A 23,360-nucleotide genomic window follows, 5' to 3' on the forward strand; every position below is an offset into this window, starting at 1 on the left:
CGATAATCCCGGCGTGTTAGCGGATTTTGTCCCGAAATAGCTAAATAGCGCCCCTTGGATTATTATCACTGATAGCCGGTGACACCAACTACATCGTTGTCGTGTGTGCAGTGTGGGCGAGACGCCGAGGACGACCGGGCAGTCGTCGACTCGGAGACGGGGACGGCACTCGGCGGCCTGTGTCACCGCTGTGAGCGGGAGACGTTCGGAATCTGTCTGGAGGAAGGGGTGTGGGAGACCACGGAGCGGTGTCTGTTCTGTTCGGAGACCGGCCCGATCGCCCTCCCGGCGTACAAACTGGAGATCAATCTCGTCGACGGACAGGAGGGCGTCGAGGATGGCCACGCCCTCACCGACGAGACGCCGCTGCTGTGTACGCGCCACGCGAACGACCTGTTCGACCTGAAACTCGACGCCGGCGACCGACGGCCGAGAGGATCGAGGCGGTCGCGTCCGCCAAACGTCTGACGCAACGTATATGGCACTGGAAGACGCCTCAACGAACGAATCGTCCCCCGGCAGACGACGCGGGTAGGGGTACTCGACGACGTCGTCGCCGGAGTACGAACCCGTTTTATTCACCGGCGAGTCGCGTCGCTCCCGAATCGGCAGTCGCGGGAACGGGCGCGCCAGGGGTCGGGAGGAGGCACCCGGTCTCACCCCGCCGGGAAGGTGGCTCCGCCGCCGTCATATATCTGTACATCTCTCGAAATCGTTGCAGCACGTTCGAATTCGAGGGCGTCGATTGCGCCCGTTCAGTTCGCGCGGAGGCGGAGTTCGCCGGCGAGCGTCAGTCGTACGCGCTTTACCTTCCCTTCCATCCGCGTCTCGACGAGTCCCCGCTCGGACAACTGGTTGACGTGGCGCGTCACGGTGCTCTTCGAGCGCTGGCTCAGTTCGGTCACGGCGGGGATCGTCGTCCCGTCGTCGGCGTCGGCGACGAGGGCGAGCGTCGCCCACGCCGGCTCCGGAATCGGCGTGAGGAGGGGCGGAATCGTCAGTTCGCGCACCGCGCCGTTCATATCGCAGAACTGATAGGCTGTCGAAATCCGGTTGGTGGCGGTCAGCGTCGCGAGCGTGAAACAGAGAAAGAGTTCGCGCGGCCCGCCGCCGAAGGTGACGACGACGTCGCCCCGGACCGCCTCCAGAACGTCCAGGCACTCTCGCACCCCGCGCTCGAAGTCGTCGTGGGTTATCGACTCGACGGTGACGGTGACGGAGGGGTCGACCTGCGAGAGCATCTGTTTCACGTCCGTCACCGCCTCCGCGGCCCGGTTCTGGTCGTTCTCTTCCTCCGAAGTCGGGCGTAACATCACGACCTGATCACCCGATTCGAGGCCGTGGCGGAGGACCGGTCGCGTCACTCGCGTGCTGTCGTATCCGAGCGGCGAGATGAACGTCTGCATACTGGCGAGTGGAGGGTACTCACAATAATTCCACCGTCGTACGTCGGTGAAACTGAGGCGGCGGCGGCCGCGACACTGCAACCGCGTCGTGAGCGGGTCGGCCCACGACCGCGTCACTCCTTCGGCGTGATCTTTCCGGCGAAGGTCTGCTTGCGGATCTCGCCGCCGCGGATCTCGAAGGTGTCGGTGCAGTATTCGTAGACGTTCTCCTGCGTCTCCGCGTGCCAGACGATGTAGGCCCAGTCGCCCTCGACGGTCTGCTGGTCGAGCGTGATGTCGGTTCCCGGCCGGGCGAACTCCTCGAAGAGGCCCGCGAACAACTCCTCGATCTCGTCGAGGCCGCGGAACGTCCCCATCGGCGTCACGACGAACGAGTCGTCCGCGTAGTCTTCCATGATGCCGTCTAAATCCTGTGCAACGAACGCGTCGAGGTGGTGGTCCAGTACGTCTTCGGTCGTCATAGTGGTCTCTCCCGTCGGGCGTGTCCTGACAGGGGGTAGCATATCCCAGCCGAGAGATAAGAGGGTTTCCCCGATCAGACGGCCGCCGCGACGAAACAGCCGGCGATGGCGGTAAAGAGGAGGCCGGCCGAGAGCGCTTCGGCGAGACAGCCGACGGGCGAGAGGAGACGTAGGGCGTCGGTACGGGTCAGTTCGAGCGAATCTAGCGCGGACATGGACGGACTCACTATGCGGGTTTGTTACGGGGAATTTAAACTTTATCGGTCGTTTCGTTAACTATTCTTCAATATATTCGATGTACGCAGACGTTTGATAACCGATACGTCGAATCACGGGACGGAGTGTCACGGCCGGCGAACGCGACGGCCGTTCCCGGTCGACGGGTGAGCGAGAGGCCGGTCGACCCCGCTGGCGGGCGGCTATCCGCTTCACGGGCCGTCCCGGTCGGAGGAGAGAAAGGTATAAATACGGCACCCGAGAACAGGGAGACAGATGTCACGGCCTCTCGTCCCGGACAGTTCCGCGTGGCTTTCGCCACGCCGTTCGTCCGTGTCGAGCGGTGCGGCCGTCGTCGCTATCGTCGCCATTATTGGGGTTCACGCCTAACCCCACCTCCACCTCCACCCCACTGTTCGAATCGTTCACCGAACGTCAGTATCGTCGCCGACGGCGACGTGCAGCCCCACACCCAAATGTCCCAGCAATCCCCAGTATCGGAGACGGAATCGAGCCAGCAATCGAACGACACCCCGGTCACGAACGGCGCGGAAGCCGCCGTCGCCGCACTCGAGGCGGCCGGCGTCGAACGCCTGTTCGGCGTGCAAGGCGGGGCGATCATGCCCGTCTACGACGCCCTCTACGACGCCGACGTGACCCACGTGACGATGGCCCACGAACAGGGCGCGGTCCACGCCGCCGACGCCTACGGCGTCGTCTCGGGTCGCCCCGGGGTCTGTCTCGCCACGTCCGGTCCCGGCGCGACGAACCTCGTGACCGGACTCGCCGACGCCGATCTGGACTCCGACCCTCTCGTCGCCCTCACGGGCCAGGTGCCGACGAATCTCATGGGCAAGGACGCGTTCCAAGAGGCCGACACCGTCGGTATCACCCGCCCCGTGACGAAGGCGAACTACTTCGCGTCGACGCCGAACCGGGTCGGCGACGCCGTCCGCGAGGCGGTGTCGCTGGCGGGCGACGGGCGACCGGGGCCGACGCTGGTCGACCTGCCGAAAGACGCCACCCTCGGCGAGACGGACCGCGCTCCCGACGCCCCGTCCACCTCGACCGCGCCGGACAGCGCCGACGCCGAAGCGGTGCAGGTCGCCGCCGACGCCCTCGCCGCGGCGGATCGGCCGGTCGTCCTCTCCGGCGGCGGCGTCGTCAAGGGCGCGGCGAGTCCGGAACTCCGGCGGTTCGCGACGGAGTACGAGGTGCCCGTCGTCACGACGATGCCGGGCATCGGGTCGTTCCCCGAAGACCACGACCTGGCGATGGAAGTCGCCGGGATGCACGGGACGGGCTACGCAAATCTGGCCCTCCAGCAGTGCGACGTGATGCTCGCCGTCGGCACCCGGTTCGACGACCGACTGACCGGCGGTATCGACTCGTTCGCGCCCGACGCGACCGTGATCCACGTCGACATCGACCCCACCGAGATCTCGAAGAACGTCCACGCCGACCATCCCTCGTCGGCGACGCCGCGACGGTGCTGGCGCAGTTGTCCGACGCCCTCCCCGCCGCCCCCGACGCCGACGCGTGGCGCGAGCAGTGCCGGACGTGGAAGACCGCGTATTCGATGGAGTACGACCTGCCCGAGGACGCCCTCGCCCCGCAGTTCGTGGTCGAGGCCCTCGACGCTCTGCTGCCTGCCGACACCGTCGTCACGACGGGCGTCGGCCAACACCAGATGTGGGCCATGCAGTACTGGACGTTCACCGAACCGCGGACGTGGGTGTCGTCGCACGGTCTGGGGACGATGGGCTACGGGCTGCCCGCGGCCATCGGCGCGCGCTACGCCGCCGACGACGACCAGCCGGTCGTCTGTTTCGACGGCGACGGCTCCTTTTTGATGACGGTCCAGGAACTCGCCCCCGTCCGGGAACAGCTCGACGTCACCGTCGTCGTCCTGAACAACGAGTACGTGGGGATGGTGCGCCAGTGGCAGGACGCGTTCTTCGAGGGCCGCCACGCCGCGTCGGACTACTCGTGGGTCCCCGAGTTCGACAAGCTGGCCGAGGCGTTCGGCGCGCGCGGCTTCCGCATCGACGACCACGCAGAGGTCGAAGAAACCCTGGAGGCAGCCGTCGCGTACGACGGCCCGTCCGTCGTCGACGCCCACGTCGACCCCGACGCCGACGTCTATCCGATGGTCCCCTCGGGCGGCGACAACGGCGAGTTCGCCATGAATCAGGAGCAACTCGACCGGCTGTAGTCGCCCGGCCGCCGAACGCGGCCGACGCCGATCGTAGCCGAACTCGACGACGCGCTAAAGCGACGGCAGTCGAGTCGGAGAACGACGTCGGAGGTGTTTTATAGCGGCGAAAGAAAGGCCAGGGTAGATGGCACGGTCGGTCGGCCACCTTTCAGCCCGCGTGGTTTCCACGTGCGGTCATCGCTGACCGACCTACCCCGTCTCTTGAACGACCGCGAGCGACCGCTGTGCGGTGTCCGGGAAACACCCGTCGGATATTACTGAGCAGTGCGCGCTACGTCGGTCGAGAACGGTCCGAGAGAGTGTTCTCTCGGGGGAACGAAGTTAGGCGGCTGGGGAGTTCCCGGCCCCGAACGCGCCACGGCCGAAGGCCACGAGCGCTGTAGGTGGGCCAACGCGTATTTGAACGCGCGACTCTCACCCCTCCTACGCCTATCTACGGCTGATTCAGCGCTAACTGATGTCATCGCGGGCGTAGCTCGATCGGGGAATTATCACCCGGACGCACTCGTAGTTCAGAGGAGATTCATCACGGTGAGCAGTCACGATGCTCCCGTTCAGTAGATGGACAACTCAGTTGTTCGTCTATCCGGAGTCGCTGAGCAGTTCTATACGAGAGAGAGCCCCAAATACTTGAATTGCATCCAGAATTTCCGGCTATTATGAACACTTATCTATGCTGTGTGTCGATACATAGCTCGATGTCCAAGGATTTCCCACTACCGGACGACCTGCCAGTACCGGAAGACGACGGAGCGGCCGACCATCTCCAAGGGATGGAGCTGCCTGACGTGTCACTCCAATCGACCGAGGGGACGGCGGTCGACCTTCGAGAACTACCTCCTCGCACGGTGATCTACGTCTATCCGTTGACGGGGCGGCCAGACAAGGACGTGATCCCAGAGGGGTGGGAAGATGTCCCGGGTGCCCGCGGCTGTACCCCCGAGTCACGCGGTTTTCGCAGTCACTACGACGAACTCCGAGATAACGGAGTCGGGGAGGTGTTCGGACTGTCCACGCAGTCGAGCGAGTACCAACGCGAGGCACGTGACCGACTACACCTCCCCTTCGAGCTGCTCAGCGACGCCGAGTGGGAGCTGGCGAACGAACTCGACTTACCGACGTTCACCATCGAGGGAGAGGATTATCTGAAGCGATTGACGCTGGTAGTCTCCGAGGGACGTATCGAACACGTCTTCTATCCGATCTTCCCACCGGACGAACACGCGAGCGAAGTCCTCGAGTGGGTAACGAACAATCCCCGTTGAACACCCAGTACGACTGGAAAAGGAACAACCGTTCGTGTACTTCCGACAGACCTGTTTTATCGCGGTCTGAGTATTTCGGCAGCGCCTCGGTGTGCTGCGTAGGTGGACCGGCGTCGTCACCGAAGCCGCTCTCGTCCCTTTCGAGCGCCACCTACAGCGGTTACCTCTCTACACTCGAATGCGCGACTGACGGTGTCCTTACCGGGAGGAAGGGTGTCATACAACGGTTCGTATTCCTGTTCTTCGCTCCCTCAATTCGCTCACTACAGTGGGTGTATCCGGCAGAGATATAATCGAAACTGGAGCGTCGGTAAATCGGGTTGTTGGTGCAACAGAAAACTCGTCACGAGGACGAGTTGTAGTGTCTGACAACATGTGGTGTGCAAGATTTATTGTCCTACGTTTGAGGCGATACAGACATGGAAAACGAGAGTATCGACGAATTAGCTTCTGAGAGCGAACTTCGTGAAGCATACCCAATCGTCGACCAGTTGCGGCCCGTCGGAGAAAAGAAATTCCTCGAATTAGTCGCTGAAATGCGTGATGAAAGCGGGTACCAATTATATGGTCTCCGTGATGAAAACGGGTCCCTGGTAGCTGTCACAGGTTTTGTAAAGCAAACAAACCTCTACAGCGGATCCCACGTCTGGGTGCATGACCTCGTCGTCGACGAACCCGCCCGCGGGAACGGATACGGATCGAAACTACTCTCCTGGGTATTCGACTGGGCGGAGGGACGAGACTGTACCTGCGTCGAGCTGGCTTCTGGTCTCTGGCGTGAAGATGCTCACCGCTTTTACGAAGATCTCGACATGGAGAAGTATTGTTACACCTTCCAGAAGGGCCTCAGTGCTGAATCCCCCTACTAATTGGGCGCTTTCAGCACACCCGGCGGGCGTTTGCGACACTGCACACTGGTCAGGAGTGTATTCGTGTTGTCATAATGTAGATGCTGGAAGACTATCCGCTTAGTCTATCTCTCAATTGCGCTCCGTCTGCGAAAGTTCGATTCGAGATCGCGTTTGACGTCACCCCACTCATCATCAACAATACTGAAATAGACAGTATCACGGACCCCCTGATGCGATTGCATGTGTTTTCGAAGCGTCCCTTCCTTGGCTGCGCCAATTCGCCGAATAGCGTCTATTGACGGTTGATTTCGCGAATCAGTCTTCAGTTCTACACGTACACAATCCCATTCTTCGAAGGCGTGAGACAGCATAAGATATTTAGCCTCGGTATTTGCCTTTGTGCGTTGTTGACTCGGTGTAAGCCGCGTCAAGCCAGTCTCAACACGACGGCGACACCTCCCCGAACGCTTATCGGCGCACTACTACTACTACCAGCCATGAGCACGGGCCGTGAAATCCGCCTTATCGAGGAGGACGACGGCGGCTGGTCGGCAATCGAGGAGGAGCTGAACGTCGCCAGCCAAGGCGAGACGCGGGAGGAGGCGCTTACCAACCTCGACGAGGCCGTCGAGCTAACGAAAGAAGCCCGCGAAGCGGACACCGACGCGCCGGAACCCGACGCCCCGTGGTTCGAGGGATGAGCGGTCCGCCGCGTGATTTCTCCGGCCGAGAGATAGTCAGCGTCCTCACCTCGTTCGGCTACCGCAAGGACCGCCAGCGCGGGAGCCACACGATTCTGAAGTACACGAACCCCGATACCGACGACGTTCGAACGGTGACGGTCCCGCTGCACGACCGGGTGAGAACCGGAACGCTCCAGTCCATCGCCGAGCAGTGCGGCGCGAACGACTTCGACGCGTGGTGCCGCTGGATCGACGAGCATCGCTGATCTGGCCTCCCGGAGAGCGTCGCTCATGCTTTCTCCCGCTCGTCGAGGTCGCGGTCGTACGGCCCGCGCGCGACGAGCAGGCGCACTTGCTCGCGTTCGTAACACTCGCCGCTCTTGCGGTCACGGAGTTCGTGGAAGACGCCGTCGACGCCGTCAAGGCGCGCACAGCGCTGACACCAGAAGTGGTGATTCGTCGGCTCCCACGAGCGGTGTCCGCGCGGGCAGGTGTACCGCAGCGATCCAACCGGTCTTCGATTCGCACGACTTGTCTCGCCATCATCAACCGACGACGTTGCATTCGGTGATCTCGCCGCACTCGGGACAGTCGTAGGCGACGACTCCGCTGTCAGTCTCGACCTTTTGAATCACGTCGTCGACGATGCGGGCGATTACCTCTCCGTGGCGGCCGATATACACGTCCGTCTCGTCGTGCTGACAGTGGCCGACGCGGGTCCGCTGTTCGTCGTCGCCCAGCTGGGCGTCGTCCTCGACGCCGGCCTCCGCGTCGATCTCCTCGACGCCGTCAGCCTGGAGGACGTCGACGTGTCGATCCACGGGCGCGAGGTCGTCACGACGGACGGGGACGTAGCGCGGGTGGTCGGAGAAACTGACCTCGACACCCACGAACTCGTCACTCCAGCCGGCGGCCTCAGGGCCTCGGCACGTCTCGAGGACGACGACCTCGGCGTGCGGGGAGTCGTACCCGTACGACCGAACGGAGGAGACGCCCGCGTTCGACAGCGCGCCTTTCAGCGTGGCGTCAGCGAGCGCCGAGACGCCCAGTTCAATCTCACCCTCCGTGTATTCTATCGGATTCGCGGTGACGGGACGGGCGACGCGGCCGTTTTCGTTTTTGACCTTCAGTCGCGGACGGTCGAACCGTTCGACGCCGAAGTCCTGGAGGTTCATCGGTCGACACCTCCGTCAGACAGCGTTTCAGGGGCCTTCCGTCCGCGATTCCGGTTCGGCTGCTCCAAGGGGTCAGGATACTCGACATCCTTCCCGGCGGCGCTGCCGGCCTGTATACGCGGGCGCGAATCGCACGCAAGGCACCGATGCGCGACGTTGTTCTCGTCGCCCAGCGTCCGCCGGAAGTCGTTGGATACGTGGGTCTCGCAGAAGCGGCACGTTGATCGATTGTCCGCCGGGTCGAGGCGAACCGGCATCACGCACCCCTCCTTTCGGCTATTCCAATCGCATGACTGCGCGGGGGGCGCTCGCAAACCGAGTGAACTTACCGAGATAGACTCCTCCCTCGCGAGTGTGAAAGTGCCGAAATGAGGTGGCTGGGGAGGGTTGCGCGTGGATTCCGTCCCGGATAGCGTCCGAGTGGAAGCCGAGTGGGCCAACACGGATTTGAACCGTGGACCTCCCGGTTATCAGCCGAGCGCTCAACCTGACTGAGCTATTGGCCCAGGTGAACGCATCATATCGTTGCGCAGTTCGTCGTTTAAGGGTTTCCTTTCGGCGTCCGTCTGTGGCGCAGTGTCACTTCGCGTCGTCGTCGACGGAGTACGATCCGCCGTCGACATCGTAGACGTCGTCCCCGTAGTCGTCGTCGGGAAAGCCCGCCGTCCAGACCCGACCGGTGACGAAGCCGCCGGAGCGGCGGTCCAGATAGGGCTGGACGACGAACCGCCGGAGGACGGCCCGGATGGGGGCGCGGGTGATCGGCACCGCGAGCAGGAAGCCGAGCGTGTCGGTGACGAGGCCGGGCGTGAGGAGGAACGCACCGGCGGCGATGAGCATGCCGCCGTCCATGAGTTCGGTGGTCGGTACGTCGCCGCGGGCCAGTTTCTCCTGTAAGCGCTGGAGGGTGTATCGGCCCTCGGCGCGGACGAGCAACATCCCGAGGAGGCCGGTGAGCACCACCAGCGCGACGGTCACCTGCCAGCCGACGGCGTCGGCGACGAGGACGAGCAACAGCGCGTCGGAGAGGGGGATCAGCAACAGGAGCACGAACAGCCAGCGCAGTCGCATACGTGGACGTACTGGACCGGCGTTCATAGCCCTTGTGTCGCCGTCGTCGACACTCGAAGCCCTTACCCCACGGCGTCACCGAGGGAATCCATGAGCGATGGGACGCGCGTCGAGTGGCGCGACTGGAGCGACTCGGCCTTCGCCGAGGCCCGCGAAGAGGGGAAGCCGGTGTTGCTCGCGCTGACGGCGACCTGGTGTGCCGACTGCCACGAGATGGACGTCGAGACGTACGGCGAACCGCGCATCGCCGCGAACCTCAACGACGGGTTCGTCCCGATCCGAGTCGACGTGGACCGCCGACCGCGCGTCCGCGAGCGCTACAACATGGGCGGGTTCCCCTCGACGGTGTTTCTGACGCCGGACGGCGAACTCCTCACAGGCACGGGCTATCTCGGCCCCGACGGGATGCGGCAGGTCATCGACAGCGTCCGGGAACTGTGGGACGCGAAGGGGACGGACGCGGGACGCGTCCCCCGTGCGCTCGCCGGCGACCCGACGCCCGCGGGCGAGGTGACCACCGCCATCGAGGAACACCTCGCGGGACAGCTCGAAGCGCAGTTCGACGAGGAACACGCCGGCTGGGGCGACGGCGCGAAGTTCCCCCTCCCGCGGACGATCGAGTTCGCCCTCAAGCGGGACCGGAACCGCGCGGTGCGGACGCTCGAAGCCGTCCTGAACAACCTCTACGACGACGAGGCGGGCGGCTTCTATCGCTACGCGCGAGCCCACAACTGGCGGTCGCCCCACCACGCGAAACTCCTCGACACGAACGCGGCGCTGGTCCGCGCGTTCGCCAACGCCTACCTCTACACGGGCGAGGAGGCGTATCGCCGCCCCGCCGAACGGACGGTCGAGTGTCTGGTCGATTCCCTCTGGAACGGCGCGGCGTTCGGCAACAGCCAGGGTCCCGCGAGCGGCCGCGAGTACTTCCTCCTCGACGCCGAGGAACGCGCCGAGGAGACGGGGCCGCGAACCGACCTGACCGCCTACGCCGGGAGCAACGGCGTCGCCGTGGACGCCCTGCTCACCCTCCACGCCTACACGGACGCCGACCAGCCGCGGGCGTACGCGACCCGGGCGCTGTCGTCGCTCCTGGATTCGTTCGTCGACGACGGTGCCGTCGTCCACGTCGAGGGCGGCGACGAGGCGTTGCTGCTCGACGACCAGTCGCGCGTCCTCGGCGCGCTCACTCGCGCGGCGCAGGTCGTCGGCCCGGCGTATCTCGACGCGGCGACGGACGTCGCCGATCGGACGATCGACGCCCTGTTCGACGACGGGTCGTTCCGCGACGGCCCGACCGAGGGCGTGGGGTTGCTGGACCGCCCGCTCCGGCCGCTCGACGGCAACGTGGAGATGGCGGACGCGCTCCTCGATCTGGCCGCGCTCACGGGCGAGGACCGCTATCGCGACGTGGCTCACGACGCCGTCGCCGCGTTCGCGGGCGCGTGGGACCGCATCGGTGTCCAGGTAGCGGGCTATGGCTCCGTCGCCGGCCGTCTCTGCCGGCCGACGCTCGCCGTCGACGTCGGCACCGGTCCCGGATCCGACCTCCACCGGGCCGCCCTCCGCGTCGCGGACCACGAGAAGGTCGTCCATCCGGACGCCGACGTGGCGGCGGGCACGGCCGTCGTCGCCGTCGGCGATCGGTCGCGGTCGGTGACGACGCCCGACGGCCTGCTGTCGGCGGTGGCCGACCTGTCGACGCCGACCGAGTAACTAGCGCACGGTTTTTATTCGTGGAGAGCCGTCCGCAAACATGGCGAATCTACGGGACCTCGGGCTGTCTGAGTACGAATCTCGTGCCTATCGGACGCTCCTACGGAGCGGGTCGACAACGGCCAAAGAGTTGTCGAGCGTGAGCGACGTCCCGATGGGACGCGTCTACGACGTCCTCGACAGCCTGGAGAGCCACGACCTCGTGCGGTGTCAGGCGGCAAGTCGCCCGAAGAAGTACGTCGCGGTCGAACCCGATACGGCGCTGGATCGGTTGCTGGCGGAGCGAAAGCGTGAACTGAACAAGCAGGCCGAACAGTACGAGGAGACGGTCACCGAACTGCAGGAGGAACTCGACGCGACCGAACCGGTCAGCGACCGGTTCTGGACCGTCGCCATCGGCCCCGAGGAGTCGGTCGACCTCCACGCCGAACGACTCGCGGCGGCCGACGACCGCATCCGGATGGCCGCGGGGATGCCGTCGCCCCAGTTGGACATCGGGGAGGTGAGCGAGCGGGTCGTGACCGTCTTAGAGGACGCCCTCGACCGGGGAGTGACGGTGACGTCGCTCCTGACGCCGGAGCTGGCGGAGACGCTCCCGCCGGGGGTCAGAGACCGGACGGCGAGGCTCGCGGAACACTCCTCGTTCGCGGTCAGAACGCACGACCGGATCGACGGGCCGTTCAACCTCATCGACAGCGCCGAGGTGTGTATCGAGGTGCCGAACCCGCTCGATCCCGCGGAGGCGTTCGCGCTCATCGACTTCAAGGACGCCGCCTTCGCTTCGGACGTCCGCGAGACGTTCGACGAGCGGTGGGAGCGGGCGACGCCGCTGACGCTCTGCGGATCTCCGAACGGAGTCGGTCCATCGTCACCTCTCGCTCGGCGTGGGCGTTGTGCTGGTGGATGGACTCGTCGTTCGACTGCTTCATGTGGACGACGGCGTCGTCGGGCAGGTGGTCGAACTGCTCGACGACGTCGTCGGCCATCGACCGGACGCAGTCCTCGACGAACTTGGCGTCGGCGTGGGCCTCGTAGGTCATGTGGTCCTCGTCCGGGCGCTTCGCGAGGTTGTAGATCCGCGCACTCATCGAGTCGCGTGCGACGTCGATGACGTCGTGGAGGTCGACGTCGGGCGAGCCCTCGCTCGTCACGGTGAGCGTCGCGTGTCCCCGCTGTGAGTGGCCCGGTTGCGGTACGGCGTCGAGGAACTCCTCGACGACGTCGTCCTCGACGCCGAGCGCGAGGAGTTCTTCGCGGGCGCGGGAGGCGGACATCCCCTGCGAACAGGGACAGACCGTCATCCCGGTCACTTCGGCACCGATCTCCTCGCGAGTGCCCTCGTCCGTCGCGACGGCGCCGGCGAGGATGGTCGCCGTGCTCTGCGTGCCGAGGCCGCTCGCCGGCGTCTCCTCGCGGACGACGTACTCCGCTTCCATGCGGACCTCGGCGGTCGAGGTGTACTCGTGTTTGTCGAGGAGGCGTTCGGCGGCGTCGCCACAGACGTCCTCGACGCGATACGTCGGTTCGCTCACGGCGGCTTCGAGCGTCTCGTCGATGACCTGCATGTTCCGGCTCATGTCGACGCCCTTCCGTCCGCTGGGCAGGTCGACGAACACCTCGAACTCGGCCATCAAGACGATGGGACGCCGGCCGTCGCGTTCGAGTTTGACGAGTTTCTCGACGCCCGTGACGCCGACCTGACTGAGCCCGACCGTGACGTCGGGTTGGCCCGCCTGAACGTCAGGCAACTGGTGGCTCATCGACTACTGAGTGGGACGCTCGGCGATTAGGGCTTTCGATACCGCTGGGCCAGTCGTCGCGAACGTCCGCCTCGAAGGGGTCGGCGTCGTCTTCCTCGGAGCCGAGGCTCCAGCCCGCCGCCTCGGCGGCCTCATCGACCGGGAGATACTCCCAGCCCGCCGCCTCGGCCAGCGCCCGATCCTCGCCGCTCGTGCCGACGAAGACGTGCCGGTCGGTGTCGAACTGCCGCTTGACGTTGTCGAGGCTCTCCTCGACGCCGCGCGGCCCGGAGAAGAAGTCCTGGCGGATGCGTTCCTTTCGCGTGAAGTTCGTGACGACGTAGGTCGGTTTGTCGCTGACGACGCCGACGTACTGCGTCCACTGTCGGGCGTCGTTGAACACCGCGTTCGGGTCGGCGAGTCCTTTCAACGCGTCGAGGTCGAACGCCAGCGTCATCTGGCCGCCGCTTTCCATACCTCGTCTATCGCTGGGGCGTGGAAAACGGCTTCGGTCCGCGAGGAGTCGTCCGGGCTGTTGGGAGTCGTGTCCGGCTGTCGTCGACTCCGGAGTCGGCGACGACCGGCAAACAGCCCGGCTCAGTGGATCCGAAAGTAGTCCGTGTAGACGACGACGTCCCCCGACGCGAGGCCCGTCGGCATCGCCGCCGGCGTCTCCCCGCTCTCCACCGCCGCGAGATACTGCTGGCTGTCGTCGTCGAGTTCGTCGAAGTGACGAACCCGTGCGTCGGCCGGGACGGCGGTGGTTCGACTCACTCGTAGTTCCCTGGACTGTGCCATGTGTTCACATGCAACACGAAAGATGATAAAGGTATCTCCGCCGTGGCCGGGGTCGACGCGTCACCGGTCGCGACGCGTAGACGGTCGGCCGATCCGAGCGCCCGAGTGGATCGATCCGCGCCGGTGCAGCTACCGCGTGTTTCGTCCGGGGCCGCGTTCGGCCGCGAGCCCGACGTGCGAGAGCCGCCTGTTAGTCGTCGTCCTCGGCGAAGATGCGCCGGGAGATGACGGTCCCGTCGACGGGCGTCTCGGGCACCTTGCGGCGGACAAAGCGCTTTTTCAGGACGTCGTAGCTGAACACGGCCGCCCCGAGGATGACGAGCACGTCGCCGGGCAGGCGGGCCCAGAAGAGGAGTTGGACGAGGTCGCGGTTGTAGAACGCGAGCGAGCGCGCCGCGTCGTATCCCTGCGTGAACACGGCCTCCAGCTGCAGGAAGCCGACGGGGATGTCGCCGACGAAGACCATCCACGCGAGGCCGGCGTTCAACAGCCAGAACGCGCGCTTGAGATTCGTCGGGTCCCACGCCCCGGGCTTCGTGGTGAACCGGAGCGCGTAGATGGCCATCCCCATCGCGAGGAAGCCGAACGCGCCGAACATCGCGCCGTGGGCGTGTCCGACCGTCAGGAAGGTGCCGTGCTCGTAGTAGTTCACCAGCGGGAGGTTGATGAAGAACCCGAGGACGCCGCCGCCGACGAAGTTCCAGAAGCCGGAGGCGATGATGAACATGAACGGGAGTCGGTAAGGAAGTCCTCGCCCGCGCCCATCATCGCGCGGTATTCGCCGAGTGCCTCGTAGAGGATGAAGATGAGCGGGATGAACTCCAGCGTGGAGAAGACGCTCCCGACGGGCACCCAGTACTCGGGGAGGCCGATCCACCAGTAGTGGTGGGAGACGCCGATGACGCCCGCGCCCATCACGAACAGCGCCTCGAACATCACGGCTTTCTCCGCGCTGCGGCGCGAGAGGAGGTTCATCGACACGAGCGAGATGCTGATGATCGCGACGACGAAGAACTCGAAGGCACCCTCCACCCACATGTGGACGACCCACCACCGCCAGAATTCGGTCACGGGCATCGTCGTCTGCGGCGTGTACAGCATGCTCGCCGAGAAGAGCAAGCCGATGGACCCACCCGCGTAGAGAATCAGGTGTGCGAGTCCGTAGCGCTCCTCGCGGGCGAGCAGGGGTCTGAAGCCGCGGGCGACGAGCGCCGTCCAGAGGACGAACCCGACGAGCAGGCCGACCTGCCAGAGGCGGCCCACTTCGAGGTATTCGAGGCCCTCGTTGCCGAGGATCCACCAGAGCGCGCCGTCGATGTAGCCCTGCGCGCCGAGCCAGATTCCCGTTAGCCCGCCGACGACAACGACCACCAGCGCGCCCAGCAGCACGTGGACGTACCGCTTTTGGTTGTCGGGTTCCTGACCCGTGAGCAGCGGCGGGAGAAAGAGCCCGATGCCGAGCCAGAGGGTCGCGATCCAGAGGACGGCGAGGTCGATGTGCCACGCCTTCGTGATGGCGAAGGGGAGCGTCGCCATCGCGTCGACCCCGAGCGCCTCGGCGATGCCGTAGAAGCCCTCGCGTTCGATGTAGTAGTGCGCCATCAACCCCCGAGGAGCGTCTGGACGAGAAAGAGGACGGCCGCGACCGGGACGAAGCGGACGGCCGCGAACTGGCTCGGGAAGAGGTCGATTTCGCTCGGGTGGGGGACGTCGACGCCCTCAGTGTCCGGTTCCGGGAGTTCGACGGAGTCGTAGAGCCAGATCCCCGCGCCGCCGCCGCCGACCAGAAGCACCATCGCGACGACGCTCCACGTCATCGCGGAGACGGGCGGCTCGTTCCCCGCGCCGGGGTTGTACGGCCACTCGTTCGTCCACGAGACGTCGCTGTTGGGCCGGTCGATAGAGGAAAACAGCGCGGTCCAGAGCGCGAAGTCCGCGAACCGCCGCGCGTCCTCGCGCGTTTCGACGAACTGCGACGGGATGCCGTGTTCTGCCGCGCCGCCGTAGTACCGCTCGACGTACGCCTCACGGACCTGTTCGTAGGCGTACGCCTCCGCGGCGGTGAGCCGGATGGTCTCCCCGAGAGCGCCCTCCTGGAGCTGGCGTTCGACGACGGAATTCACCGCCGCTTGCTCCGGTTCGGGGAGGTCCGCGTACGCCGTCCCGTAGCGCTCCTGGGCGACGTACGAACGCATATTCGACGCCAGCAGTTCCTGTGCGTTCGCCGTGTAATCGGAACCGAAGTACGCGCCGTTCCCGAGAATCGATCCGTGATTCATCAGACCGTTCTGCTGGAAGGCCGCCTTCCCCGCGACGATTTCGTCGTTCGTCGCGAGCACGTTCCCCTCGGGGCCGACGATGCGTTCGGGGCGGTCCGGCGACTGCTGATACGCGAGATACGCCCCCGCACCCATGACAACCAGATTGAAAACGAACGCCGCGACGAGCGCCTTCGCCAAGGTCTTCCTCCGGACCTTCATGTGTTACGTTCTTCGGTCCTGACACATAACCGTGGTGGAGCGTCGACCCGGACCGGAGGGAGTAGCCGCGCGACGACGCCCAACGCGAGACGGCGTCTCGAAGGAGAGGCGACGGGAGACGGGGCGTTACTGCTCCTGTGCGGGCGCGAGTTCGTCGGCGTCGAACTGCTTTTGCATCAACACGTCCTTCTGGTCGGCGACGACGCGCTCATCGCGCATCAGGCGCTTGTAACCGCTCTGGGGCGAGAGGTCGCCGATGAGGACGCCACCGACGATTTTGCCGTCTTTGAACGCGAGCCGCCGCCACTCGGTGTCGGAGTATTTCCGCTCGGCATGGTCGTCGCCGATGGTCGGGTGGCCAAACGAGAGGAAGGGGAAATCGAAGTGCGTGATGGAGTACGAGGAGACCCACCGGAACGGCTCGGACTCCGCGTCGATCATGTTCCGGGCGGCGATCGCGCCCTGTTCCTTGGCGCTCCCCCACGAGCCGTTCTGGGCGTGTTCGCCGAGGACGGTGTCGTAGAACCGGGTCAGATCGCCGGCTGCGTAGACGTCGTCGACGCTCGTCTGCATGTATTCGTCGACGACGACGCCCCCGTCCTGCTCGACGCCCGTCCCCTGCAGCAGTTCCGTGTTGAAATCGAGGCCGATGGCGACGCCCGCGAAGTCGCCCTCGTAGTAGTCGCCGTTGGGGTCGACGGCACCCCTGATCTGGCCGTCGTCGCCCACTTCGAAGCGGTCGACGCCGCTGTCGAAGACGGGCGTGACGCCGCGTTCGCGCATCGCGTCGTGCATGATTTCGGCACCCGCCTCCGAGAGCGCGTAGCGCCACCAGCAGTCGCCGCGCATGAGGTAGTGCGCCTCGACGTCCTGTGCGCCACAGATGGCCGCGAGGTCGATGCCCAGCAGGCCCGCGCCGACGATGATGCCCGCGTCGGCCGTTTCGGCGTCCGCTTTGATCTTCCGGGCGTCCTGGAACGTCCAGAAGTGGTGGACGCCCTCGGCGTCGCTGTTCTCGACGGGGAGCTGCGTCGGCGTCCCGCCCGTGGCCACGAGGAGTTTGTCGTATTCGAGGTCTTCGTCCTCGTGGGTGCGCACGACGTGCCCGTCCGTGTCGATGTTCGTGACGTGGGTGTTGAGTCGGAGGTCGACGTCCCGTTCGTCGTACCACGATTCGTCGTGGATGGAGATGGGGGCCTCCGGGAGTTTTCCCTTGGCGAACTCCTTGATGAGGATCCGATTGTACAGGGCTTCGCCCTCGTCTGTAATGACGGTGATGTCGGCGTCCGGGGCCTCTTCGCGGAGGGTTTCGGCCGCCGAACTCCCCGCGATCCCGTCGCCGATAATCACATACGACTGGGTCATATGCCGGAGTTTCGTCGTCGGGGTTAATGTGGGTTGCTATCTGCTGCATTCTTGCGATTCGTCCGTATCCGGTGGTTTCAAGCCGCGAGAGACCTAACTAACTCCGATGAAGATCCGGCAGAACATCCGTCACTTCGCCGCGAAGAAGGCGCTGACGATGCCCGTCGTCGGCGACGTGGCACGGGAGAAGCTCGTCGACCTGCACGTCGACGTGTTCGGCGCGAAGGCCGATCCGGGCCGTCGCGAGGAGCGCGAGCCCCGAATGGCGGCCTTCTTCGACCGCACGTTCGACACCTACGTCGACGCCCTGGACGAGGAGTTCTCGGAGGCCGAAGCGCGCGAGATCACCCACATCCAGGCCAACTTCGACTTCTACAACCACGGGTGGACCGAGATGATGGAGTTTCCCGCCGACGAACTCCGGGCCCACTACGACCGCTACCGGGACTTCTTCGAACGCCACGACATCACCATCGACGACCCGCTCGGCGAGTACGACACGGGCGACGTCCCGGCGGCCCCCTCGACGCCGGCGAAACTCGACGACCCCGAACACCCCCACGCCGAAGGCGGCTTCGCCGACGACGTCTACGTCGAGGGACCGGACGGTGGCCTCCGCGTCGGCGGCCGGGACGACCCCGAGGACGTCGACGTGAGCGCCGCACCCGGCGTCGACGAGGGCGACGAAGACGAGGCGTAGGCCGGGCCGTCGCTCGCGGGCGTCGAGTCACGTACTGGGTAGGGAAGTCGACGGGACGGCCGCAACGGCGGGGCGTACCCCACGTTTTTGTCCCTACGCGGTGATACGTTCAGACATGAGGGCGATCCCCGCGGTCCGCTTCCCGATGAGCCGACGGGCCGTCTCGGGCGGAGCCATCACGACCGTCGGTATCCTCCTGCTCGGGATCCCCCTCTACGACATCTGGGACGACATCGTCGACCTCGACTGGTCGCTCCTCGTCACGGTCTTCGAGAACACGACGTTTCTCCTGCTGGCGGGGGCGTCGCGGTGGGCGGCGTCTGGCTCGTGCTGAGCGACTGGAACACGCGCCACGTCACCAAGGTCGCCAAGTGGACCGTGGGCGGGTGGGTCGCCGCGACGCTGCTGTTCGGGTGGGTCCTCTACATCCAACTGCAGGTCATGCAGCAACTGAAGCCGTACGTCATCGCGATGGACGGCGTCCTCATCGGGACGACGGTGACGTTCGCACTCGGGCTCCTCAGTGCCCGGACCGACATCCAGCGCTCGGAACTGCAGTGGGAGCGGGAAGCGCGGGACACCGTCGAATCGCTCCCCGAGATCGCGACGGCGCTCCAGCGGTCCGAAACGCGGACGGAAGCCTACGAAACCACGCTCGACGGCGTCGAGACGCTGCTGTCGGCCGGCGTCGCCCGCATCGTCGTCGACGGCGAAGTCGTCCTGAGCGGCCGATCGTCCGGTCCGCATCGGGCGACGAACGGGCGACGGTGACCGCGGCGATCGGTGCTCGCGGGCGAATCGAACTGGAAGACGGCGACTTCGAGGTGTACGAGGAGAACACGCTGCGACTGCTGGGGACGCATCTCGACCGCGCGCTGGACCGCATCGAGCGCGAACGCGCCCTCGACCGGGAGCGGACCAAGTTCGCCCTGATAAACCGGACGCTCGGCCACGAACTGGGCAACAGCCTCAACGTCGTCGAGGCCCGACTGCAGTTGATCGAAGGCCAGGCCGACCTCCCGGAGGACCACTGGCCCGTCGTCACGGAACGCACCGAGGAGATGCAGCGGTTCGTCCAGCGGATGCAGGAGTACATGCGACTCGTCGAACGCGACGACCACGACCTCGAACCGGTCAGCCTCCGGCCGACGCTGGAGCAGAAGGTCGCGGCCGTACAGAACGCCCACGACGACGCGCGCCTGTTGCTCGACCACGTCCCGGAGGTCGAGGTGACGGCCGACACGCTCCTCGGTCCCGTGTTCGAGAACCTGCTGCGGAACGCGGTCGAACACAACGACAAGGAGACGCCGGAGGTCCGGATCCGCGGCGAGGGCAGGGAGACGGACGTGACCGTCGAGATCGCCGACAACGGACCGGGCATCCCCGACGAACACAAAGAGGCCATCCGCGACCGGGGCACACAGGTGACTGAGGGACCCGGGAACGGGTTCGGCCTCCACCTGGTCACGGAAGCCGTCGACGCCTACGGCGGCACCCTGGAGATACGGGACAACGACCCGGAAGGGACGGTCATGCGGGTGACGCTGCCCGTCGCCAGTAACTGACACGACCGCCCGCGAACAGCCGTCGTCGCCGGCGCGAACCCCCTACGCCCGATCCGCGATGCGGTCCGCGCACTCGAACCCCGCGACGATCCCCCCGTTGAGGCTCCGTTCGGGGTACTGCGCCTCGCTCGCCATGCCCGCGTAGTAGACGCCGTTCGCCACCGCCTCGCTCAGGTCGTACGGAACGACCAGGTCGAGATAGCCGCGTTCGTAGACGGGGGCGGCCCGAGGGTTGCGCGCGAGGCGGAACTCGATCACCGACGACCGGTCGAACGCGGGGAACATCTCGCCGACGTGCGAGAGCCACGCCTCCTCGATTTCCCCGTCGCTCATCCGCCAGAGGTCCTCCTCGGCGTCCTGGACGTAGCTGGCGACGTAGAGGAGGTGCTGGCCGCCGTACCGTTCGGGCGGCACGAAGTTCGTGTGCTCGATGAGCGCGCCGAAGGGCGCGTCGTGGGCGACGTTCAGCCAGTAGGTGTCGGTCAGTGCCTCCTCCATGGTCACGACGGCACAGACCGCCCCCTGGAAGTCCACCTCGCAGACGTAGCCTGTCAGATCTTCGAGGACGTTCGGCATCGCGGCGACGACGACGGCGTCCGTCTCCTCCGTGCGTTCGCCGCCGGCCGTCTCGTACGTTATCGTCGACACCGCGCCGTCCGCGACTGTCACGTCGGTTGCGCGCGCTCCCGTCGTGACGTGCTCGCGACCCACCGCCTCGACCAGCCGGTCCACGAACGGGGCGAACCCGCCCTCGAAGTACCCGAGGATCTCGCCCCGGAGGAGGTCGCGCTCGCCGCGGAATTTGATTCGCCCGAGCAACCACGCCGCGCTGACGTCCTCCTTCCGGTCGCCGAACTTGGCGTCGAGCAGGGGTTCGAAGAAGTTCTCGTAGACGCCGCGGGTGGTGTGGTCGAGGAGGAACTGCTTGATGGGGACGTCCTCGAAGTCCGTCAGGTCGTCGTAGGTGTCGAACTTCGGGACGCCGCCGCGCACGTCGATCTCGAGCGTCAACATGCCGAGGCGGAACTTGTCGTAGAGGCTCATGTGCGGGTAGGCGGCGATCTGTGGCAGCGTGTCGAGCGGGTGGACGACGCCGTCGACGTAGTAGGCGTTCTCGCCGATCCGCCACTCCAGCCGATCGCCGAGGCCGAGTTCTTCGGCCACCTCGACGATGGTCTCCTCGGACTTCGAGAGGTGGTGGTAGAACGTCTCGACGTCGTCGCCGGCCGTCTCGTACGTCGCGGCCAGTCCGCCGACGTCCGCCGTCGCCTCCAGCACTCGCACCTCGCGTCCCCGCTTCTGGAGTCGATAGGCGGACGCCAGACCGGCGACGCCGCCGCCGACGACGTGAATCATGTCAGTGGGTGAGGCGGCGGGGAGTAAGTGGCTTGTGATGGCGCGGTCGGGGCGACCAGCGACGCCGGCGGCAGTCAGTCCGATCCCGTCAGGTCGGCCGAGAGGACGAACTCGGGATTCTCGGCGGGGTGGCCGCGCGCGGCGGCGGCGTCGGTCACCGCGCCGACGGTTTCGGGAATCGGCACGCGCGTCCGGTCGGCGTCGACGGACGCGGCGTCGTGGGCGACGGCAGCGAAAAGCGCCGACGCCGCCTCGGGGTCGGCCCACGCCGCGACGGCGTATTCGGCACAGCGTTCGTTGCCGTCCCAGTCGCGCGTCACCGTCCGGTTGCGGACGGCGAACCCGCGCGTCCCGCCGTCCCGAACGACGAGCAGTCGGCCGTCGTCGGCCGCCGCGTGGACCCGTTCGCGCGTGAGGTCCGCGAGCGCCCACGAGTAGTCGGGGGCGACGGCCAGCCCGCGGAGGTGCGTTCGGGCGTCGCTCTCGGTCCAGAAACGCCACGCCGCGTCGGGATTCGCGCCGTCGCTGACGACGCGAAGGGGCGCGGATGCCGACGGGTCCGGATCGGGGTGGGCCCACCGCATCTCGGTACACGGCGCGAAGCCGAGTCGGCGCGAGAGGCCGAGGCTCGGCGCGTTCCACGAGAAGACGAGGTTGCGGACGACCGTCGCTCCCCGCTCCCGCGCCCAGCCGAAGACGGCTTCGGTCAGTTCCCGTCCCCGGCCCTCGCCGCGGTAGTCGGGGTTGACGCGCAGGCCCTGTGCCCACCCCTCGTACGGCGAGAGCAACACGCCCTGGATCACGCCGGCGATGTCGTCGCCGGCGTCGAGGACGAACGTCCGCTGGCGCTCATCGTCCTCGCGGACCCACGCGTCGAACACGTCCGGGAGGTAGTCGTCGACGGCGCGGTCCGGCCACGTCTCGCGGGTGAACGCCGCGACGGCGTCGAAGTCGTCTTCGCGTGCGGGCCTCAGGTCCATGGGACCGACCGGGTCTGCAACTCGCCGGCCAGCGACTCGCCCATGGCCTCCTCCGGATCGTCGGCGTTCGCGAGCGCCCACATGAGCTTCACCGTCGCCGTCCCTGGGAGGGTGTCGCCCGCCTCGACGACGCCCGCCTCCAGCAGGTCGCGGCCGGTGTCGTACACCCGGTCACAGACCCGGCCTTCGAGACACTGGCTGGTCATGGCGACGGTCGTCCCGGCGTCGACGAGTTCTTCGAGACGCGGGATGAGGTCGGTGTCGACGTGGCCCAGTCCCGTCCCCTCGATGACGACGCCCGCCTTCCCCGAGAGGTAGTCCAGGGCCGCGGGGTCCATGCCGGGGACGAACTTCACGAGTTCGACCTCGGTTTCGAGGCCGGGCGAGATGTCGAGACGGGTGTCGCCGCGGGTGTCGTAGTCGCGGCGGAAAGTGACGTCCTCGGATTCGTACGCCACCCTCCCGAGCGGTTTCGCCCCGACCGTCTCGAAGGCGTCGCGCCGGGAAGTGTGGTTCTTGCGGACGCGCGTCCCGCGGTGGAGCGCACAGGCGTCGTCGCTCTCGGACTCGTGCATGCAGACGAGCACCTCCGCGCAGTCCGCCTTGGCGGCCTCGACGGCGCAGACGGCGTTCATCACGTTGTCCGAGGAGGGTCGGTCGGCCGAGCGCTGACTCCCCGTGAAGACGATCGGGACGGGCGTGTCGAGCATGAGAGCGAGCGCCGACGCCGTGAACTGCATCGTGTCGGTGCCGTGCATGACGACGACGCCGTCCGCGCCGGCCTCGATCTCTTCGTGGACGGCGTGGGCCAACTCCTGCCAGACGTCGGGCGTCATGTTCTCCGAGAGGATGTTGGCGACGACGCGCCCGCGGTAGTTCGCCCGCCCCGCCAGATCCGGCACCGCCCGGAGGACGTCCTCGGCGTCGAACTGCGCCGTCACGGCCCCGGTCCGGTAGTCCACAGTGGAGGCGATGGTGCCGCCGGTGGAGATGAGCGACACCGTCGGCAGATCGTCGTCGAACTCGATCTCGGACGTCTCGCCGGTCGCCTGTGCGCTCTCGACGTCGTAGACGTCGGATTCGAGCACCTCGACGTCGGCGTCCTCCCGGTCGACGCCGACGTTGTACCCGCCCGGGAGTTTGACGACGAGGTGGTCCGCCGTCGAGGAGGGCAACAGGACGCCCTCGTTCGTGACGCCCGCGCGTTCGACGCGGACGCGATCCCCTACGTTCATACGCCGTGGTACCGCGTCGGCGGACTTGAAACCACTCTTTCCCCGTCGACGGACGCGGCCGCGACGTGCCCCGCCGGTCT

Annotated in this window: 21 protein-coding genes, 1 tRNA gene and 5 pseudogenes; 12 read left to right on the forward strand and 15 right to left on the reverse strand. The window is 66.2% G+C overall.

The annotated features are described in order from the left end of the window. The first annotated feature begins 105 nt into the window (after window positions 1–105). Window positions 106–468 carry a hypothetical protein gene (locus ACFQJD_RS12265; RefSeq protein WP_379798565.1) on the forward strand — a complete coding sequence of 121 codons (363 nt, stop codon included), beginning with the start codon at window positions 106–108 and terminating at the stop codon, window positions 466–468. A 287-nt stretch (window positions 469–755) separates the two neighbouring features. Here ACFQJD_RS12265 and csa3 read toward each other — a convergent pair whose 3' ends face one another. The 3 genes from csa3 to ACFQJD_RS12280 all read right to left on the reverse strand — a co-directional run bounded on the left by csa3 (window position 756) and on the right by ACFQJD_RS12280 (window position 2,082). Continuing rightward, on the reverse strand, window positions 756–1,406 hold the full coding sequence (csa3, locus tag ACFQJD_RS12270) for a CRISPR-associated CARF protein Csa3 (protein ID WP_379798567.1): 651 nt from the start codon (window positions 1,404–1,406) through the stop codon (window positions 756–758). Between the two features lie 113 nt (window positions 1,407–1,519). Further along, window positions 1,520–1,867 (reverse strand): nuclear transport factor 2 family protein, encoded by a 348-nt coding sequence (locus ACFQJD_RS12275; protein ID WP_379798569.1) that lies wholly within the window; start codon window positions 1,865–1,867, stop codon window positions 1,520–1,522. Window positions 1,868–1,941: 74 nt separating this feature from the next. Further along, window positions 1,942–2,082, reverse strand: coding sequence for a hypothetical protein (locus ACFQJD_RS12280; protein WP_379798571.1), 141 nt, complete (start codon window positions 2,080–2,082; stop codon window positions 1,942–1,944). 477 nt (window positions 2,083–2,559) lie between these two features. Between ACFQJD_RS12280 and ilvB the strand changes: the two are divergent. The 3 genes and pseudogenes from ilvB to ACFQJD_RS12295 all read left to right on the forward strand — a co-directional run bounded on the left by ilvB (window position 2,560) and on the right by ACFQJD_RS12295 (window position 6,435). Beyond that, a pseudogene (gene ilvB, locus ACFQJD_RS12285) lies at window positions 2,560–4,298 on the forward strand (biosynthetic-type acetolactate synthase large subunit). A 701-nt stretch (window positions 4,299–4,999) separates the two neighbouring features. Then, window positions 5,000–5,566, forward strand: coding sequence for a peroxiredoxin (locus ACFQJD_RS12290; RefSeq protein WP_379798573.1), 567 nt, complete (start codon window positions 5,000–5,002; stop codon window positions 5,564–5,566). 419 nt (window positions 5,567–5,985) lie between these two features. Next, a complete protein-coding gene (locus ACFQJD_RS12295) occupies window positions 5,986–6,435 on the forward strand; it encodes a GNAT family N-acetyltransferase (protein WP_379798574.1) in 450 nt (149 codons plus the stop codon). A 104-nt stretch (window positions 6,436–6,539) separates the two neighbouring features. On the opposite strand, the gene ACFQJD_RS12300 is transcribed toward ACFQJD_RS12295, so the two are convergent. Next, window positions 6,540–6,848 (reverse strand): GNAT family N-acetyltransferase, encoded by a 309-nt coding sequence (locus ACFQJD_RS12300; RefSeq protein ID WP_379798577.1) that lies wholly within the window; start codon window positions 6,846–6,848, stop codon window positions 6,540–6,542. 66 nt (window positions 6,849–6,914) lie between these two features. Here ACFQJD_RS12300 and ACFQJD_RS12305 point away from each other — a divergent pair, with 66 nt between their 5' ends. After that, entirely contained in the window at window positions 6,915–7,118 is a 204-nt protein-coding gene (locus ACFQJD_RS12305) for a type II toxin-antitoxin system HicB family antitoxin (protein ID WP_379798579.1), read from the forward strand. Beyond that, window positions 7,115–7,366, forward strand: coding sequence for a type II toxin-antitoxin system HicA family toxin (locus tag ACFQJD_RS12310; protein ID WP_379798581.1), 252 nt, complete (start codon window positions 7,115–7,117; stop codon window positions 7,364–7,366). The genes ACFQJD_RS12305 and ACFQJD_RS12310 overlap by 4 nt, the downstream gene beginning before the upstream one ends. Window positions 7,367–7,645: 279 nt before the next feature. On the opposite strand, the gene ACFQJD_RS12315 is transcribed toward ACFQJD_RS12310, so the two are convergent. The 3 genes from ACFQJD_RS12315 to ACFQJD_RS12325 all read right to left on the reverse strand — a co-directional run bounded on the left by ACFQJD_RS12315 (window position 7,646) and on the right by ACFQJD_RS12325 (window position 9,346). Then, complete coding sequence (locus ACFQJD_RS12315) at window positions 7,646–8,275, reverse strand: hypothetical protein (RefSeq protein ID WP_379798583.1); 630 nt, start codon at window positions 8,273–8,275, stop codon at window positions 7,646–7,648. A 432-nt stretch (window positions 8,276–8,707) separates the two neighbouring features. Next, window positions 8,708–8,781 (reverse strand) — tRNA-Ile (locus ACFQJD_RS12320). Window positions 8,782–8,854: 73 nt separating this feature from the next. Then, entirely contained in the window at window positions 8,855–9,346 is a 492-nt protein-coding gene (locus tag ACFQJD_RS12325; RefSeq protein WP_379798585.1) for an FxsA family protein, read from the reverse strand. Window positions 9,347–9,436: 90 nt separating this feature from the next. Here ACFQJD_RS12325 and ACFQJD_RS12330 point away from each other — a divergent pair, with 90 nt between their 5' ends. Then, window positions 9,437–11,062: a DUF255 domain-containing protein gene (locus ACFQJD_RS12330; RefSeq protein ID WP_379798586.1), complete on the forward strand. Its 1,626-nt coding sequence runs from the start codon at window positions 9,437–9,439 to the stop codon at window positions 11,060–11,062. Between the two features lie 40 nt (window positions 11,063–11,102). Further along, window positions 11,103–11,900, forward strand: a pseudogene (locus ACFQJD_RS12335) (TrmB family transcriptional regulator); the annotation flags it as partial. 4 nt (window positions 11,901–11,904) lie between these two features. Here the strand turns inward: ACFQJD_RS12335 and mptA are convergent. The 5 genes and pseudogenes from mptA to ACFQJD_RS12360 all read right to left on the reverse strand — a co-directional run. Next, window positions 11,905–12,822: pseudogene (gene mptA / locus ACFQJD_RS12340) on the reverse strand (GTP cyclohydrolase MptA); the annotation flags it as partial. A 46-nt stretch (window positions 12,823–12,868) separates the two neighbouring features. After that, a pseudogene (locus ACFQJD_RS12345) lies at window positions 12,869–13,276 on the reverse strand (hypothetical protein); the annotation flags it as partial. Between the two features lie 122 nt (window positions 13,277–13,398). Next, window positions 13,399–13,599 (reverse strand): hypothetical protein, encoded by a 201-nt coding sequence (locus ACFQJD_RS12350; protein ID WP_379798587.1) that lies wholly within the window; start codon window positions 13,597–13,599, stop codon window positions 13,399–13,401. 190 nt (window positions 13,600–13,789) lie between these two features. Further along, a pseudogene (locus ACFQJD_RS12355) lies at window positions 13,790–16,079 on the reverse strand (nitric-oxide reductase large subunit). 126 nt (window positions 16,080–16,205) lie between these two features. Continuing rightward, a complete protein-coding gene (locus tag ACFQJD_RS12360) occupies window positions 16,206–17,444 on the reverse strand; it encodes an NAD(P)/FAD-dependent oxidoreductase (protein ID WP_379798589.1) in 1,239 nt (412 codons plus the stop codon). A 106-nt stretch (window positions 17,445–17,550) separates the two neighbouring features. Here ACFQJD_RS12360 and ACFQJD_RS12365 point away from each other — a divergent pair, with 106 nt between their 5' ends. The 4 genes from ACFQJD_RS12365 (at window position 17,551) to ACFQJD_RS12380 (ending at window position 19,709) form a co-directional block, all read left to right on the forward strand. Then, complete coding sequence (locus ACFQJD_RS12365; protein WP_379798591.1) at window positions 17,551–18,144, forward strand: DUF6149 family protein; 594 nt, start codon at window positions 17,551–17,553, stop codon at window positions 18,142–18,144. A 115-nt stretch (window positions 18,145–18,259) separates the two neighbouring features. Next, the gene (locus ACFQJD_RS12370; protein ID WP_379798593.1) at window positions 18,260–18,478 is read left to right on the forward strand and encodes a hypothetical protein; all 219 of its coding nucleotides are present in this window, start codon (window positions 18,260–18,262) and stop codon (window positions 18,476–18,478) included. Then, window positions 18,454–18,915, forward strand: coding sequence for a hypothetical protein (locus ACFQJD_RS12375; protein WP_379798595.1), 462 nt, complete (start codon window positions 18,454–18,456; stop codon window positions 18,913–18,915). The genes ACFQJD_RS12370 and ACFQJD_RS12375 overlap by 25 nt, the downstream gene beginning before the upstream one ends. Then, window positions 18,912–19,709 carry a sensor histidine kinase gene (locus ACFQJD_RS12380; RefSeq protein ID WP_379798596.1) on the forward strand — a complete coding sequence of 266 codons (798 nt, stop codon included), beginning with the start codon at window positions 18,912–18,914 and terminating at the stop codon, window positions 19,707–19,709. Before ACFQJD_RS12375 ends, ACFQJD_RS12380 begins: the two co-directional genes overlap by 4 nt. Before the next feature lie 42 nt (window positions 19,710–19,751). Here ACFQJD_RS12380 and ACFQJD_RS12385 read toward each other — a convergent pair whose 3' ends face one another. The 3 genes from ACFQJD_RS12385 to gatD all read right to left on the reverse strand — a co-directional run bounded on the left by ACFQJD_RS12385 (window position 19,752) and on the right by gatD (window position 23,280). Further along, entirely contained in the window at window positions 19,752–21,065 is a 1,314-nt protein-coding gene (locus ACFQJD_RS12385) for an NAD(P)/FAD-dependent oxidoreductase (RefSeq protein ID WP_379798598.1), read from the reverse strand. A 74-nt stretch (window positions 21,066–21,139) separates the two neighbouring features. Next, on the reverse strand, window positions 21,140–22,045 hold the full coding sequence (locus ACFQJD_RS12390) for a GNAT family N-acetyltransferase (protein WP_379798600.1): 906 nt from the start codon (window positions 22,043–22,045) through the stop codon (window positions 21,140–21,142). Further along, window positions 22,036–23,280 (reverse strand): Glu-tRNA(Gln) amidotransferase subunit GatD, encoded by a 1,245-nt coding sequence (gatD, locus tag ACFQJD_RS12395; protein ID WP_379798602.1) that lies wholly within the window; start codon window positions 23,278–23,280, stop codon window positions 22,036–22,038. The genes ACFQJD_RS12390 and gatD overlap by 10 nt, the downstream gene beginning before the upstream one ends. Window positions 23,281–23,360: the final 80 nt, after the last annotated feature.

It is taken from the genome of Haloplanus sp. GCM10025708, assembly GCF_042663985.1.
Classification (GTDB): domain Archaea; phylum Halobacteriota; class Halobacteria; order Halobacteriales; family Haloferacaceae; genus Salinirarus; species Salinirarus marinus.